Here is a 15,367-nt window from a genome sequence, read left to right on the forward strand (position 1 = left end):
TACCACCAGGTGCCGTCCCATTCCCGCCACACCCTGCTGGCAGTGGGGAATCCGCCAACTTGACAGTATCCTGCTTTGCCAGAAGAATCGTTCGCACACCTGCCGACGGCCAACGAGCCAAAGCAACAGCCGAGACAGGTGATCCGTGAGCAGGGAGGCCACGGCCGCCGCGGCGGCGAGTCAGCATCGAGACTGTCCGCCACGCGATTGCACCTCGCCGCGCGTCATCGCCGGCCGCGCCTCAGGACGCGGCAGGTCATGGCGCCGCAGTCCGTGCCGTCTGGCCGGCAAGGCTTCCCCGCTTTGAAATCTGCTATTTCGTGGGGGAGTATATGGCAAGCGGTATCGTCAAATGGTTCAATGACGCCAAGGGCTTCGGGTTCATCAAGCCGGACGAGGGCGAAGAAGAACTGTTTGCGCACTTTTCGGCTATCCAGATGTCCGGCTTCAAGACGCTGAAGGAAGGTCAACGCGTCTCGTTCGAGGTGGTCCAGGGCCCCAAGGGCAAGCAAGCCACCAATATCCAGGACGCCAGCTAAAGCGCGCCGCGACCGCATCCCGGCCGCAGAGCCGCGGAGCGGTCAACCAGGGTGTGGGGGGAGCTCCCCCGGGACGGGATCGATGCCAGCGCCCCGCGTTGCCGCCACGGCGGTGCGGCGGGTGCCGGCGCGGATCAGCTGCACGCACCACATCCGACCGAAAGCCCGGCCTCGCGCCGGGCTTTCTGCTTGGGCCCCGGGGTCGGGCCATCAGGCCCAGCCGTCGATCTTGAGCCCGCTGGCCTGCTCGGCTTCTTCCCTGGTGACCTTGCGCACAGTCTGGCCGAAGGTCCAGACATGGCCCTCCGCGTCCCGGGCCGTGTAGGTCCGGTCGCCGTAGAACTCGTCCTGCGGCTCGCGCAGGATCACGGCGCCGGCGGCGCGGGCGCGCTCGCAATGCTGGTCCAGCCCTTCCCGCAGGTGCACGTGCAGGGTCTGGGTATTCTTGCCCCCGATCGAGGCCGGGCTGGCGGTAAAGTCCGCCCACTCGCTGCCCACCATCAGGTAGCTGTCGCCGAAACGCATTTCAGAATGCACCAGCTGGTCCTGCTGGTCGCGGATCACCATGACCCGCTCAAAGCCGAAGGCGCGCTCCAGCCAGTCCAGGGCCGCCAGCGGGTCCTTGTAGAAGAGGGCCGCACCGAACGCGGTGCGGCGGAAGGGATCGTCCATGCCTGTCTCCTCGGGCCGCCAGGCCCGTCAGTCCAACCCCTGACGTTCTAGGCAACAGTGGCGCCCGGGGCAAGAAAAAACCCCGGCGCCGACCAGACGGCACCGGGGTTTTCCTTGGCAGGTCGCCCGCCGCAGCGGGAGTCCGTGCTTACATATTGTCGATCATCACCTGGCCAAAGCCCGAGCACGACACCTGCGTCGCGCCTTCCAGCAGGCGGGCGAAGTCATACGTCACCTTCTTGGACAGGATCGACTGCTCCATCGACGAGATGATCAGGTCCGCGGCTTCGGTCCAGCCCATGTGACGCAGCATCATTTCGGCCGACAGGATTTCCGAGCCCGGGTTGACGTAGTCCTTGCCGGCGTACTTCGGCGCGGTGCCGTGGGTGGCCTCGAACATGGCAACCGAGTCAGACATATTGGCGCCCGGGGCGATGCCGATGCCGCCGACCTGTGCGGCCAGCGCGTCGGAGACATAGTCGCCGTTCAGGTTCAGCGTGGCGATCACCGAGTATTCGGCCGGACGCAGCAGGATCTGCTGCAGGAAGGCGTCGGCAATGGCGTCCTTGATCACGATGTCCTTGCCGGTCTTCGGGTTCTTGAACTTGCACCACGGGCCGCCGTCGACCAGCTCGGCGCCGAATTCCTTTTGCGCCAGCTCGTAGCCCCAGTCACGGAAGCCACCTTCGGTGAACTTCATGATGTTGCCCTTGTGCACCAGCGTCACCGACGGCTTGTCGTTGTCGATGGCGTACTGGATCGCCTTGCGCACCAGACGCTCGGTGCCCTCGCGCGAGACCGGCTTGATGCCGATGCCCGAGGTCGCCGGGAAGCGGATCTTCTTCACGCCCATCTCGTCCTGCAGGAACTTGATGAGCTTCTTCGCCTGCTCGCTTTCCGCCGCCCATTCGATGCCGGCGTAGATGTCTTCCGAGTTCTCGCGGAAGATCACCATGTCGGTCTTTTCCGGCTCACGCACCGGCGAGGGCACGCCCTTGAAGTAGCGCACCGGGCGCAGGCAGACGTACAGGTCCAGCTGCTGGCGCAGTGCCACGTTCAGCGAGCGGATGCCGCCGCCCACCGGCGTGGTCAGCGGACCCTTGATCGAGACCACGTAATCCTTGAGCACCTCCAGGGTTTCGTCCGGCAGCCACACGTCCGGGCCGTAGACCTTGGTGGACTTCTCGCCGGCGTAGATCTCCATCCAGGCGATCTTGCGCTTGCCGCCATAGGCCTTGGCCACAGCCGCGTCGACCACCTTGATCATCACCGGGGTGATATCGAGGCCCGTACCGTCGCCTTCGATGTAAGGAATGATCGGATTGTCCGGGACATTCAGCGAAAAGTCCTGGTTGACCGTGATCTTTTCGCCGGCCGGAACCTTGATATGTTGGTACATGACGTCTCCAGTACGGAACGGTTGTGACTGCCGCCGGTTCATGGCCGGTCGGCGAGATTCGGGGAGATGGCGCTGTGGCATTGTAGCGGGCCTTGCTGCGCGCCCGTGCTGCATTGCATCACCCTGGCGCCATCCTGGGCTGCCTTCAGTCTTATATAAGACACAAGACTAATTTCGTATTATGCAGCAATTTTTCATCATCCGCCAATCGGGCCGGACCCCAGATCCGCCGATTTCCCGGCCCGGCGCGCCGCTGCGGCATACTTGCGCCCCATGACCCTGATTGCCCTGAACAAGCCGTTTGGCACCATGAGCCAGTTCTCGGAACACCCGACGCGCCCGACGCTGGCCGCGTGCGTGAGCGTGCCCGGCGTCTACCCGGCCGGGCGGCTCGATGCCGACAGCGAGGGCCTGCTGCTGCTGACCGACGACGGCGCGCTGCAGGCGCGCATCGCCGACCCGCGCCACAAGCTGGAGAAGACTTACCTGGCCCAGGTCGAAGGCATTCCCGATGCCGCCGCGCTGGCCCGGCTGCGCGCCGGGGTAGACCTCGGCGACTTCGTGACCCAGCCCGCCAGGGTACGCGCCATCGACGCGCCCGACTGGCTGTGGCCGCGCCAGCCGCCGGTGCGCTTTCGCGCGGCGATCCCGACCGCGTGGCTGGAGCTGAAGATCCGCGAGGGCAAGAACCGGCAGGTGCGCCGCATGACCGCCGCGGTCGGCTTTCCCACATTGCGGCTGGTGCGCGTCGGGATCGGCCCGCTCGACCTGCGCGCGCTCGGCCTCGCGCCCGGGGCCTGCTGCGAGGTGTTGCCGGCGCAACTGGGACTGGCACCGGCAGCACCGCGCATGCGCCAGGAGCCGGCACCTCGATCCCATGTCTCGAAGACCAGACAGGCGAACGACACCAAGCGGCGTTCTCGTTACAAAAACTAACAAGTCGCGGGTCAACGCTGGCGGCAGCGGCCTCGTTCTTGTCGGGGACACGTCCTATCACGCGTCAAACTTTCCGACTGTTCTCATCCTTCGAGGTAATACGTCATGAAAAAACTGATCGCTGCTCTGGTTGTTGGCCTGTTCGCCACCGGCGCCTTCGCCCAGGCTTCGGCACCTGCTGCCGCCGACGCTGCAGCGCCCGCGGCCACCAAGGAAGCCCCGAAGACCACGACCAAGAAGAAGGCCACCAGCAAGAAGCACAGCAAGAAGAAGGCTACCCCCGCCGCTTCGGCCCCGGCTGCCCAGTAATCGCTGGCGCCCTTCCTGCCCCGTGCGCTCGCGAGGCAGGAAAGAGAAGGCAGGCTGCCGCCAGGCGCCTGCCTTTTTTGTTGCCGCGACAGCTCGTGATGCACGACGTACGGCCCGCCGCACATCGGTACACTGCGCGTGCGCTATGCTTGCGGCTGCCGCTGCCCGCGCCATTTCAGACTGAACACCATGTCCTTCCTGTCCAACACGCTGTTGTCACGATGCTCCTCGATTGCCGGCCTGCTCGCGCTGAGCGCCGGGATCGCGCACGCGCAGGCCGCGCTGCCGGTGGTGCCGCTCACCGCAGGCATGTTTGCAATCCAGGCCGAGGTTGCCGCCACGCCGGCGGCACGCGAGCAGGGGCTGATGTACCGCACGACCATGGCCCCCAACGCCGGCATGCTGTTCGTGTTCGAGCAGAAGGCGGGCCACTGCTTCTGGATGCGCAACACCGAGCTGCCGCTGTCGATCGCCTTCCTGGCCGATGACGGCACCATCGTCAATATCGAGGACATGGCGCCGCGCACGGAGAGCAATCATTGCCCGAAGGCGGCGATCCGCTATGCGCTGGAAATGAACAGGGGATGGTTCGCGCAGAAAGGCATCAAGGCCGGCGCGAAAATCGGCGGACTGCCGCAGCCTCGCTGAGTGCGGCAGCGCCAGGCGGCGCCGGCAGGAGCGCCGGCGCGGGAGGCAGGAATCAGTCGCGGAAGTTGTTGAAGTCCAGCGGCGCCTCGGACACGTCCTTGCGCAGCATCGCCATCACGCTTTGCAGGTCGTCGCGCTTGGCGCCCGACACACGCACCGCATCGCCCTGGATGCTGGCCTGCACCTTGATCTTGCTGTCCTTGATGATGCGCACGATCTTCTTGGACAGGTCGCCGGTCACTCCCTTCTTGATCGAGATCACCTGCTTGACCTTGTCGCCGCTGATCTTGTCGATCTTGCCGTAGTCCAGGAAGCGCACGTCAACGTTGCGCTTGGCCATCTTGTTGATCAGCACATCCTTGACCTGGCTCAGCTTGAAATCATCGTCGGCAAAGGCAGTCAGTTCATTTTCCTTGTGCTCGACCCGGGCGTCCGAGCCCTTGAAATCGAAGCGCGTCGAGATTTCCTTGTTGGCCTGCTCGACGGCGTTCTTCACCTCAACCATGTTCGCTTCGCACACTACATCAAACGACGGCATTGCATTCTCCTTGTGATCCGTATGCCCGGAAGCCGGCCGCGCACGGCGCCTTCCGTATAATCCAGCCTACCTCGCAGTTCCGGGTCGCTTGCCCTCCAGCGGCGGCCGCGTCACCTTTCCCTTGCATGGCAGATTTCCACGAATTCTATCCCCTGCGTCGCCACAATACATTCGGATTCGACGCGCGCGCGCGCTTTGCGGTGCATGTGCGCAGCGAAGCCGACCTGACCGCGGCCCTGGCCGACCCGCGTGCCGACGGCCTGCCCCTGGTGGTCCTGGGCGGCGGCAGCAATGTGGTACTGACCGGCGACCTGCACGCGCTGGTGCTGCTGATGGAAATCCCCAGCTACCAGCCGGAGGAGACTGGCGATGCCTGGCTGGTCACCGCCGGCGCCGGCGAGAACTGGAACGCGCTGGTCAACCGCACCATCGCCGACGGCATGCCCGGCCTGGAAAACCTGGCGCTGATCCCCGGCACCGCGGGCGCGGCGCCGATCCAGAATATCGGCGCCTACGGGGTGGAGCTGCGCGAGCGCTTCGAAGGCGTGCGCGCCTATGACCGCCACACCGGCGCATTCGTGTGGCTGGACCTGCGGGCCTGCGGCTTCGGCTACCGCGACAGCCTGTTCAAGCACGCCGGCGCCGGCCGCTACATCATCACGGCGGTGACGCTGAGCCTGCCCAAGGCGTGGCAACCGGTGCTGTCGTACGGGGAGCTGGCGCGCGAACTCGATGGCCGGGCTGCGCCCGATGCGGCCACGATTCGCGACGCCGTGGTCGCGATCCGTTCGCGCAAGCTGCCCGACCCGGCACAGCTGGGCAATGCGGGCAGCTTCTTCAAGAATCCGCTGGTCAGCGCGGCGCAGCGCGACGCGCTGCTGCAGGCCAACCCGGACCTGGTCAGTTATGCGCAGCCGGACGGCTCGTACAAGCTGGCAGCCGGCTGGCTGATCGACCGCTGCGGCTTCAAGGGCATGACCGATGGCCCGGTGGGCGTCTACGGCAAGCAGGCGCTGGTGCTGGTGCACCACGGCGGCGGCACCGGCGCGATGCTGCTGGCACTGGCCAACCGCATCGCCGATGCGGTGCAGGCGCGCTTTGGCGTGCGCATCGAACCGGAGCCGGTAGTGCTGTAAAGCAGGTGGGCCAGGACCGGCCCGCCGCGCCGGTCACGCGAAGTGGCAGACGTAGTCCAGCGTTTCCTGCACCTCGATATCGAAGCTGCTGTTGCCCGGCACGCTGAACTGCTGGCCCGCGCCATAGGTCTGCCAGTCTTCCGAACCGGCCAGGCGCACGCGGCAGGTGCCGGCGTTGATTTCCATGATCTCGGGCGCGCCGGTGTTGAAGGTCAGCGCGGCCGGGAAGATCACGCCCAGCGTCTTGCGGGTGCCGTCCGGGAACAGCACGGTGTGGCTGACGCACTTGCCGTCAAAGTACAGGTTGGCTTTCTTGACGACCGACACGTTGTCGAACTGGCTCACTTCCATCTCCTTGGGTTTCTGTACGAAAGACGTAAAAAGAGGGGCCATCGCGGCCCCTCCCTGTTCACCCCGCGCCGCGCTGGTTCAGTAGCGGCCGCAGAGCAGGTATTCCATCAGCGCCTTCTGCACGTGCAGGCGGTTCTCGGCCTCTTCCCAGACCACGCTCTTGGGACCGTCGATCACGGCGGCCTCGACTTCCTCGCCGCGGTGCGCCGGCAGGCAGTGCATGAAGAGCGCGTCGGGCGCGGCGCGGTCCATCATCGGGGTCGTGACCATCCAGTCCTTGAAGGCGCGCTTGCGGGCGTCGTTCTCGGCCTCGAAGCCCATGCTGGTCCAGACATCGGTGGTGACCAGGCTGGCGCCCTGGCAGGCCGTTAGCGGATCGTCGAAGACCTTGACCAGGCCGGCTGCCGACGCCGGCACCATCGCCGGATCAAGCTGGTAGCCCGGCGGCGCCGAGAAATGGAAGGTAAAGCCGAGCCGCTCGGCGGCCTGGATCCAGGTGTAGGCCATGTTGTTGGCATCGCCGATCCACGCCACGGTCTTGCCGCGGATACTGCCGCGCTGCTCGATGTAGGTGAAGACGTCGGCCAGCACCTGGCACGGGTGGTATTCGTTGGTCAGGCCGTTGATCACCGGCACGCGCGAATGCGCGGCAAAGCGCTCGATGATGTCCTGGCCGAAGGTGCGGATCATGATGATGTCGACCATGCGCGAGATCACCTGCGCCGCATCCTCGATCGGCTCGCCGCGGCCCAGCTGCGAGTCGCGCGTGTTCAGGAACACCGCGTGGCCGCCCAGCTGGTGGATGCCGGCTTCGAACGACAGGCGCGTACGCGTGGAATTCTTCTCGAAGATCATGGCCAGCGTGCGGTCGTGCAGCGGGTGCCAGGTCTCGTAGTTCTTGAACTTGGCCTTCAGGATCCGCGCGCGATCCAGCAGGTACTCATACTCGTCGGGAGTGAAGTCGCTGAACTGGAGGTAATGCTTGATCGGGGTTGAGCTCATAAAACAAAGAAGGCGGCTCGGTGGGGACGCGCCGTCACGAAGTGTTCATGACTCAAGCGCGCCGCGGAGCCGCCTTTCGCGTCGCATACGCAATTTAACTGCAAGAATCATAAGGGATTTTTTCTGCTTTGGCGAGTCCGGGACAACCCGGCACGGACTTGCGCCCTGCACTTGCCCGGGCCCGCTGACAGGTTGCCGACAGGATTTCGCCCTTATGCGCAACTCTTATATAAGATATAATACCCGCTGATTCACGCGGGGCCCGGCATACCCATGCCGCTGCCCGCCGCCGGCATCAAAAGTGCCCCCGCAAGACACCGACGCCCCGCCTTCCGGCTGGAACCAGCGCGAACCAAACGCGCCCCGGCCGCGTCAAACGGGCGCCCGTCCAGCGGGTTTACCGTCGAGTCGTCCGCCTCACCCGCAGTGTCCAGCCTCATGAACCCCAACGTTCGCGAATTCTTTATCCAAGGCATTACCAAGGAAGGCAAGACCTTCCGCCCGAGCGACTGGGCCGAACGGCTGTGCGGCGTGATGGCGCAGTTCCGCCCCGAGGGCGACAGCGGCGACCCGCGCCTGACCTACTCCCCCTACGTGCGGCCGATCTTCGCCGGCAATGTCAAATGCGTGGTGGTGGACGTGCGGCTGCGCGACATTGAACCCAAGGCGCTGGATTTCGTGCTTAACTTTGCGCGCGACAACAACCTGCAACTGGTTGAAGCCTGTTCGCTGGAATAAGCGTGCCGGCCTGGCGCCGGAAAGCAAAAAAGCTCGTCGGATGACGAGCTTTTTTGTTGGCGGATGCCTGGGCACCCTCCTCTGCTGGACCGCCGGGGCGGCCCGGGCAGCGATCAGGCAGCCATCGACTTGATGGCGGCCGACAGGCGCGACTTGTGACGTGCAGCCTTGTTCTTGTGCACGATCTTCTTGTCGGCAATGCTGTCGATCACGGCTTGCGAGTTCTTGAAGATCTCGGCGGCAGCGGCCTTGTCGCCAGCGTCGATGGCCTTGCGGACGGCCTTGACGGCGGTGCGCAGACGCGAACGCAGGCTGGAGTTGTGAGCGTTCTGGGCAACGGCCTGGCGGGCGCGCTTGCGAGCTTGTGCGGAATTTGCCATGTAAAAATATCCTGAATTCAGATGCGTGCCGCGGGGGACACAACAATTAAGTCATATCGAGCGACCCGGGATGCACTGACACACGAATCCGGAACGCAACTGTCCTTGTGAATCGGCAATTATACACAGATGCCGGCGCACAAAGCAACACGGCGGACACTTTGCCAGCTCAGGCCCGGGCGGGCGCCGGGCCGGTCCGTATAATAAGCGCCACATTGTGCCGGGGCACGTGGCGCGCCGGCAACTTTATCGCCCGGACCGCGTCTCAGTGGCGTCCCCGGCATGCGGTGCGCCCGCACCGATCCACCGTCCCGCACCGACCCGCACCTTGAACCTGCTCAAAGCGCTCGCCACCATCAGCAGCCTGACGATGCTCTCGCGCATCACCGGCCTCGTGCGCGAGATCCTGATCGCCCGCGCCTTCGGCGCGTCGGAGATGACCGACGCGTTCAACGTGGCCTTCCGCATTCCCAACCTGCTGCGCCGCATTTTCGGCGAAGGCGCGTTCTCGCAGGCCTTCGTGCCGATCCTGGGCGAATACCACACCAAGCGCGGCGACGAGCCGACCAAGACACTGATCGACGCCGTCGCCACGGTCATGACCTGGGTGCTGATGGGCGTGTCCCTGCTTGGCGTGATCGGGGCACCGCTGGTGATGACCGCGGTCGCCACCGGCTTCCGCGGGCAAAGCGAGACCTATACCGCGGCCGTGTTCATGACGCGGGTGATGTTCCCGTATATCGGCCTGATCTCGCTGGTGGCGCTGGCGTCCGGCATCCTCAATACCTGGCGCAAGTTCGCGGTGCCGGCCTTCACGCCGGTGCTGCTCAACCTGTGCCTGATCATCGCGGCCCTGTTCGTCGGCCCGCACATGGACCAGCCGATCTACGCGCAGGCGTGGGGCGTGCTGGTCGGCGGCGTGCTGCAGCTGGCGATCCAGGTGCCGGCGCTGCGGCGCCTGGGCGTGATGCCGCGGCTGAGCTTCAACCTGCGCGGGGCGTGGTCCGATCCCGGCGTGCGCCGCATCCTGCGGCAGATGGGGCCGGCGCTGCTGGCCGTGTCGGTGGCGCAGATCAGCCAGATCATCAATACCAATATCGCCTCGCGGCTGGCCGCGGGCAGCGTCTCTTACCTGACCTATGCCGACCGGCTGATGGAATTCCCGACCGCGCTGCTGGGCGTGGCGCTGGGGACCATCCTGCTGCCGAGCCTGTCCAAGGCCAACGCCTCGGGCGACCATGCCGAGTACTCGAGCCTGCTCGACTGGGGCCTGCGCCTGACCTTCCTGCTGGCGGTGCCCTGCGCGGTGGGGCTGTTCGTGTTCGGCGCGCCGCTGACCGCCGTGCTGTTCAACTATGGCAAGTTCGACGCCCACGCGGTCGAGATGACGCGCCAGGCGCTGGTCTCGTACGGCGTCGGCCTGATGGGGCTGATTTCGATCAAGATCCTGGCGCCCGGCTTCTATGCGCGCCAGGATATCCGCACGCCGGTGAAGATCGCACTGCTGGTGCTGGTGATCACGCAGGCCTGCAACTATGCGTTCGTGCCGTGGATCGGCCATGCCGGGCTGGCGCTGTCGATCAGCGCCGGCGCCACCATCAACGCGCTGCTGCTGTTCTTCGGCCTGCGCCGGCGCGGCCTGTACCGGCCGGCGCCGGGCTGGTGGCTGTTCCTGGCGCAGCTGTGCGCCTCGGTGCTGCTGCTGTCCGGCATGCTGCTCTGGTTCGCGCGCAACTTCGACTGGATCGGGCTGGGCGCGACGCCGCTGCTGCGCATCGCGCTGCTGGCTTCGTGCCTGGTACTTGCAGCGGTGGTCTACTTCGGTACACTGTGGCTCATGGGACTGCGCTACTCTGCCTTCAGGCGCCGCGCCGGCTGATGGGCCAGCGAATCTGCCAACGCATGGGCCACCTAACGAGCCGGCAATGGTGACCCACGCTGCGCGCGGTGCCGGCGGCTGCACCGGGAAACCGACATGACATCCACCAAAGTCCTGGATTATTTCGCCAGCCTCGTGGCTGACGAAAACGGCATCCCGCTGACCGAAACCGCGCTGTCCATCGCGCAGGACGCCTACCCCGACCTGGACCTGCAGTCCGAGCTTGCGGCGCTGGACGTGCTGGCGCTGCGCCTGAAGCGCCGGATCGCCGAAGGCACCCCCGCGATCCAGCGGCTGCGCCTGCTGAACCATTTCTTCTATCGCGACCTGGGTTTCGGCCCGAACGCGAACGACTACTACGACCCCGACAACTCCTACCTGAACGTGGTGCTGCGCCAGCGGCGCGGCATCCCGATCTCGCTTGCGGTGCTGTTCATGGAGCTGGGCCAGCAGATCGGCCTGCCGCTCAAGGGCGTGTCGTTCCCCAACCATTTCCTGCTGCGCATGACGATTCCTGCCGGCGAGGTGATCCTGGACCCGCTCACCGGCGAGACCCTGTCGAAGGAACGGCTGCAGGAAATGCTGGACCCGTACCTGGAGCGCGAAGGCATCAGCGATGCCAGCCAGGTGCCGCTGGGCCTGTTCCTGCGCGCGGCCAGCCACCGCGAGATCGTCGCACGCATGCTGCGCAACCTGAAGGCGATCTACCTGCAGGAGTCGCGCTGGCAGAGGCTGCTGGCGGTGCAGAACCGGCTGGTGATCCTGCTGCCGGGTTCGATCGAGGAAGTGCGCGACCGGGGGCTGGCGTACGCCAACCTGGAGTGCTTCCGCCCCGCGCTGGCCGACCTGGAAGCCTATGTGCTCGCCCGGCCCGATGCGGCCGATATCGGCCAGATCCGCGAGCGCATGCCGGCGCTGCGGATGATGAGCCGCAGCCTCAACTAAGAACCCGCTTCATAGTGAAAAAAGGGCGCGAAGGCTGCGCGGCCCCTCACTTGCTCAGCGCTCCACGCGCGTGGGCCGGCGGCGGTTGCCGCGCACCAGCTTCCACAGCCCGCCCAGAACCAGCGGCACCACGGCCGCGCCAATGCCGGCCAGCACGATCAGGTTCAGGTACTGGCGGATGAACGGCAGGTTGCCGAAGAAGTAGCCGGCAAAGACCAGGCCGACCACCCAGGCCACGGCGCCGACCACGTTGAACATCTGGAAGCGCGCAAAGGTCATCTGCGACACGCCCGCCACGAACGGGGCGAAGGTGCGCACGATCGGCACGAAGCGCGCCATCACCAGCGTCTTGCCGCCGTGCCGCTCATAGAAGTCATGGGTGCGGCGCAGCGCATCCTGGTCCAGGAAGCGCCACTGATGGTCGAACACCTTGGGCCCGATCCAGCTGCCCACCAGGTAGTTGACGGTATTGCCGGAAATCGCCGCCACCAGCAGCAGGCCGATCAGTGCCCACTCGTTCATGGCGCCGGTTGCGCAGAAGGCGCCCGCGATAAACAGCAGCGAGTCGCCCGGCAGGAACGGCAGGACCACCAGACCGGTTTCGGCAAAGACGATCAGGAACAGGATGGCATAGACCCAGTGGCCGTACTGGTCGATGACCGTGCCGAGGTATTTGTCGACATGCACCAGCATGTCGATGAGCTGCAAAGCGAGATCCAAGTCGTTCCCCGTTGATGGTTTGGTTGACTGCGTTCTGTCCGATGCGGCCTGGGCCGCCTTGGCCTGAATCATACAAGAGCCGCCGCGCCAATCCGTCACCTGCGGCGCCTTTGCGCGTCCGACTCCGTGCGGGCGTCCACGTATAATCGCCGGATGCCTGCCTCCGCCTCCAGCACCGCCCTGCGCACCACCCAGCAGCCGCGCCCGATCCGGCCGCTGCCGGACCAGCTCATCAGCCAGATCGCCGCCGGCGAAGTGGTGGAACGACCGGCCTCGGTGGTCAAGGAGCTGCTGGAAAACGCGCTCGACGCCGGCGCCACGCAGCTCGGCATCCGGCTGGAAGAAGGCGGCGTGCGGCGCATCGTCATCACGGACAACGGCTGCGGCATCCCTGCGGCAGAGTTGCCGGTCGCGCTGATGCGCCACGCCACCAGCAAGATTGCGTCGCTCGACGAACTGGAATCAGTGCTGACGCTGGGCTTCCGCGGCGAGGCCCTGGCCTCGATCGCCTCGGTGTCCCAGCTGGCCCTGACCAGCCGCACCGCGGCCGATGCCCATGCCACCCAGGTCAGCGCCGATACCGGCACGGTGCAGCCTGCCTCGGGCGGGGTCGGCACCACCGTCGACGTGCAGCACCTCTACTTCAACACGCCAGCGCGCCGAAAGTTCCTCAAATCGGAGCAAACCGAGCTGGGGCACTGCCTGGAGATGGTGCGGCGCGTGGCGCTGGCGCGGCCCGACGTGACCATCTCGGTCCACCACAACGGCAAGCCGCTGGAGCACTGGAATGCCGGCGACGTCGCCACCCGTACCGCGCAGGTGCTGGGCAATGACTTTGCCCGCGCCCGCCTGCCACTGGACGAAGAGGCCGACACGCTGCACCTGTATGGCTTTGCCGGGCTGCCCACCGCCTCGCGCGGGCGGCCGGACCAGCAGTACTTCTTTGTCAACGGCCGCTTCGTGCGCGACAAGCTGCTCAATCACGCGGTGCGCAGCGCCTACCAGGACGTGCTGCACGGCGACCGCTTCCCGTCCTATGTGCTGTGCCTGGACCTGCCGCCGGAGATGGTCGACGTCAACGTGCACCCGTCGAAGATCGAAGTGCGCTTCCGTGAATCGCGCGCCGTGCACCAGTTCGTCTACCACGCGGTGCAGCGTTGCCTGGCGCGGCAGGCCGGCGGGAACGGCGACAGCCTGCATACCGATGCCGACGGCGAGATCACCCTGCCGTCTGGCGGCGCGACACCGGCGGGCGGCGCACGGCCGGGCTATGGCGGCGGCAGTGGTGGCGGCGGCCAGTGGATCAATTATTCCGCGGCACGCCAGACCGAACTCGGCATCGCCCAGCCACGCCAGGCCTACCTGGGCATGGTGCGCGATGCCGCCGCACCGGCAGCGCGGCCGTATGGCGCCATGCCCGGCACCCCGGCGCAAGCGCCGGCCTGGCTGGCCGACGCGCAGGCGGCACGCGCCGACGACCCGCCCGGCCTGCTGGACCGCCTGCCGCCGGCCGCGCGCGCCGGCTTTGCCGATCCTGCCGACGCCCCCGACGACCACCCGCTCGGCTACGCCATCGCCCAGCTGCATGGCATCTATGTGCTGGCGCAGAACGCGCGCGGGCTGGTGCTGGTGGATATGCATGCTGCGCACGAACGCATCCTGTATGAGCAGATCAAGGCCGGCCTGGACGCGCGCGACCTCGCGGTGCAGCCGCTGCTGATCCCGGTCACGCTGCCCGGCAGCCCGGTCGAGATCGGCGTGGCCGAAGAACACCAGGAGACACTGACGCTGCTGGGCTTCGATATCGCCCCGGTGTCGCCCACCACTCTCGCGGTGCGAGCGGTGCCGGCGCTGCTGCAGCAGGCCGATGCCGAAGCGCTGGCGCGCGATGTGTTGCGCGACCTGCATGCCTACGGCGGCTCGCGCGTGCTGGCCGAGCGCCGCAACGAACTGCTGGCCACCCTCGCCTGCCACAGTGCGGTGCGCGCCAACCGCAAGCTCACGCTCGAGGAAATGAATGCGCTCTTGCGCCAGATGGAGCAGACCGAGCGCGCCGACCAGTGCAACCACGGCCGCCCGACCTGGGTGCAACTGACCGTGACCGAGCTGGACCGGCTGTTCCTGCGCGGGCAATAAGCCGCTCGCCCCACGATTCATCCAAGGCTTTCGATGTCCGCCGTACCCCACGATTCCGCCACGCATCCGCCCGTGGTCTGCCTGCTCGGCCCCACCGCCTCGGGCAAGACCGCGGCCGCGCTGGCGCTGGCGGCCGACGCGCCGGTGGAGATCATCAGCCTGGATTCGGCGCTGGTGTACCGCGAGATGGATATCGGCACCGCCAAGCCCACGCGCGAAGAACTTGCAGCCGCGCCGCACCACCTGATCGACATCATCGACCCGGCCGACAGCTACTCCGCGGCGCAGTTCGTCACCGATGCCGAACGGCTGATCGCACAGATCCGCGCGCGCGGCCATGTGCCGCTGATCGTCGGCGGCACCATGCTCTACTACAAGGCACTGACGCAGGGGCTCAATGACCTGCCCCAGGCCGATGCCGCGCTGCGCGCGGAGCTGGACCAGCTTGCCGCCGAGCGCGGCTGGCCGGCGCTGCATGCGATGCTGGCCGAGGTCGACCCGGTCACCGCGGCGCGGCTCGCGCCCAATGACGCGCAGCGCATCCAGCGCGCGCTGGAGATCCACCGCCTGTCCGGCCAGCCGATGTCGGCACTGCTGGCGCGCCAGGCCGAGGGGCGCACCTTTGCCGGCGCGGCGGACCAGCGCTTCCGCGTGATTGCGCTGGAGCCATCGGACCGCCTGGCGCTGCACGCGCGCATCGCTCAGCGTTATGACGCGATGCTGGCCAACGGCTTTATCGAGGAAGTCGAGCGGCTGCGCCGGCGCGGCGACCTGCATCCGGGCTTGCCGTCGATCCGCTGCGTCGGCTACCGGCAGGTATGGGAGTACCTGGACGGCGACGCAGACTTTGCCACCATGCGCGAGCGCGGCATCGCCGCCACGCGCCAGCTGTGCAAGCGCCAGCTGACCTGGCTGCGCAGCACGCCCGAGCGGCTGGTGGTGGATTGCCTGGCGCCCGGGTATGTCGACCAGGTGCGCAAGCTGGCGGACTTCGGGCACTGACCCGGTTGCATGCAAGCTGGCATGGCAAGTGACGCAC

The 15,367-nt window shown here is 66.5% G+C and carries 17 protein-coding genes; 10 read left to right on the top strand and 7 right to left on the bottom strand.

What is annotated here, in order from left to right; translation table 11 throughout:
• The first annotated feature begins 332 nt into the window (after positions 1-332).
• Positions 333-539 (top strand): cold-shock protein, encoded by a 207-nt coding sequence (locus AC1Q6V_RS06975; RefSeq protein ID WP_010814999.1) that lies wholly within the window; start codon positions 333-335, stop codon positions 537-539.
• Positions 540-749: 210 nt separating this feature from the next.
• Here AC1Q6V_RS06975 and AC1Q6V_RS06980 read toward each other — a convergent pair whose 3' ends face one another.
• A complete protein-coding gene (locus tag AC1Q6V_RS06980) occupies positions 750-1,211 on the bottom strand; it encodes a VOC family protein (RefSeq protein WP_011615969.1) in 462 nt (153 codons plus the stop codon).
• Between the two features lie 148 nt (positions 1,212-1,359).
• Positions 1,360-2,610, bottom strand: coding sequence for an NADP-dependent isocitrate dehydrogenase (icd, locus tag AC1Q6V_RS06985; protein ID WP_010815001.1), 1,251 nt, complete (start codon positions 2,608-2,610; stop codon positions 1,360-1,362).
• Between the two features lie 273 nt (positions 2,611-2,883).
• Here icd and AC1Q6V_RS06990 point away from each other — a divergent pair, with 273 nt between their 5' ends.
• The 3 genes from AC1Q6V_RS06990 (at position 2,884) to AC1Q6V_RS07000 (ending at position 4,503) form a co-directional block, all read left to right on the top strand.
• Positions 2,884-3,546 carry a pseudouridine synthase gene (locus AC1Q6V_RS06990; RefSeq protein ID WP_010815002.1) on the top strand — a complete coding sequence of 221 codons (663 nt, stop codon included), beginning with the start codon at positions 2,884-2,886 and terminating at the stop codon, positions 3,544-3,546.
• Between the two features lie 105 nt (positions 3,547-3,651).
• Positions 3,652-3,855: a hypothetical protein gene (locus AC1Q6V_RS06995; RefSeq protein ID WP_454749653.1), complete on the top strand. Its 204-nt coding sequence runs from the start codon at positions 3,652-3,654 to the stop codon at positions 3,853-3,855.
• Between the two features lie 189 nt (positions 3,856-4,044).
• Entirely contained in the window at positions 4,045-4,503 is a 459-nt protein-coding gene (locus AC1Q6V_RS07000; RefSeq protein WP_010815004.1) for a DUF192 domain-containing protein, read from the top strand.
• Between the two features lie 52 nt (positions 4,504-4,555).
• Here AC1Q6V_RS07000 and AC1Q6V_RS07005 read toward each other — a convergent pair whose 3' ends face one another.
• Positions 4,556-5,041, bottom strand: coding sequence for a YajQ family cyclic di-GMP-binding protein (locus tag AC1Q6V_RS07005; RefSeq protein WP_010815005.1), 486 nt, complete (start codon positions 5,039-5,041; stop codon positions 4,556-4,558).
• 125 nt (positions 5,042-5,166) lie between these two features.
• On the opposite strand from AC1Q6V_RS07005, the gene murB reads away from it, so the two are divergent.
• Complete coding sequence (gene murB, locus AC1Q6V_RS07010) at positions 5,167-6,177, top strand: UDP-N-acetylmuramate dehydrogenase (RefSeq protein ID WP_439670978.1); 1,011 nt, start codon at positions 5,167-5,169, stop codon at positions 6,175-6,177.
• 33 nt (positions 6,178-6,210) lie between these two features.
• Here murB and ppnP read toward each other — a convergent pair whose 3' ends face one another.
• Both ppnP and argF read right to left on the bottom strand, forming a co-directional pair.
• Positions 6,211-6,522 carry a pyrimidine/purine nucleoside phosphorylase gene (gene ppnP / locus AC1Q6V_RS07015; RefSeq protein WP_010815007.1) on the bottom strand — a complete coding sequence of 104 codons (312 nt, stop codon included), beginning with the start codon at positions 6,520-6,522 and terminating at the stop codon, positions 6,211-6,213.
• An 84-nt stretch (positions 6,523-6,606) separates the two neighbouring features.
• The gene (gene argF / locus AC1Q6V_RS07020; RefSeq protein WP_010815008.1) at positions 6,607-7,530 is read right to left on the bottom strand and encodes an ornithine carbamoyltransferase; all 924 of its coding nucleotides are present in this window, start codon (positions 7,528-7,530) and stop codon (positions 6,607-6,609) included.
• A 438-nt stretch (positions 7,531-7,968) separates the two neighbouring features.
• Between argF and AC1Q6V_RS07025 the strand changes: the two genes are divergently transcribed.
• Complete coding sequence (locus AC1Q6V_RS07025) at positions 7,969-8,268, top strand: DUF3579 domain-containing protein (RefSeq protein ID WP_010815009.1); 300 nt, start codon at positions 7,969-7,971, stop codon at positions 8,266-8,268.
• 113 nt (positions 8,269-8,381) lie between these two features.
• Here the strand turns inward: AC1Q6V_RS07025 and rpsT are convergent, their stop codons facing one another.
• Positions 8,382-8,648: a 30S ribosomal protein S20 gene (gene rpsT / locus AC1Q6V_RS07030; RefSeq protein ID WP_010815010.1), complete on the bottom strand. Its 267-nt coding sequence runs from the start codon at positions 8,646-8,648 to the stop codon at positions 8,382-8,384.
• A gap of 328 nt (positions 8,649-8,976) precedes the next feature.
• On the opposite strand from rpsT, the gene murJ reads away from it, so the two are divergent.
• Both murJ and AC1Q6V_RS07040 read left to right on the top strand, forming a co-directional pair.
• Positions 8,977-10,527, top strand: coding sequence for a murein biosynthesis integral membrane protein MurJ (murJ, locus tag AC1Q6V_RS07035; protein WP_454749654.1), 1,551 nt, complete (start codon positions 8,977-8,979; stop codon positions 10,525-10,527).
• 96 nt (positions 10,528-10,623) lie between these two features.
• Positions 10,624-11,472 carry a SirB1 family protein gene (locus tag AC1Q6V_RS07040; protein ID WP_010815012.1) on the top strand — a complete coding sequence of 283 codons (849 nt, stop codon included), beginning with the start codon at positions 10,624-10,626 and terminating at the stop codon, positions 11,470-11,472.
• Between the two features lie 54 nt (positions 11,473-11,526).
• Here AC1Q6V_RS07040 and AC1Q6V_RS07045 read toward each other — a convergent pair whose 3' ends face one another.
• Positions 11,527-12,180 carry a VTT domain-containing protein gene (locus tag AC1Q6V_RS07045; RefSeq protein WP_035821236.1) on the bottom strand — a complete coding sequence of 218 codons (654 nt, stop codon included), beginning with the start codon at positions 12,178-12,180 and terminating at the stop codon, positions 11,527-11,529.
• 165 nt (positions 12,181-12,345) lie between these two features.
• On the opposite strand from AC1Q6V_RS07045, the gene mutL reads away from it, so the two are divergent.
• Together mutL and miaA are read left to right on the top strand one after the other, a co-directional pair.
• Entirely contained in the window at positions 12,346-14,328 is a 1,983-nt protein-coding gene (gene mutL, locus AC1Q6V_RS07050; protein WP_439668231.1) for a DNA mismatch repair endonuclease MutL, read from the top strand.
• Between the two features lie 33 nt (positions 14,329-14,361).
• Complete coding sequence (gene miaA / locus AC1Q6V_RS07055) at positions 14,362-15,330, top strand: tRNA (adenosine(37)-N6)-dimethylallyltransferase MiaA (RefSeq protein WP_439668232.1); 969 nt, start codon at positions 14,362-14,364, stop codon at positions 15,328-15,330.
• The last annotated feature ends 37 nt before the right edge of the window (positions 15,331-15,367 follow it).

Source organism: Cupriavidus sp. GW823-FHT07B10 (assembly GCF_058794355.1).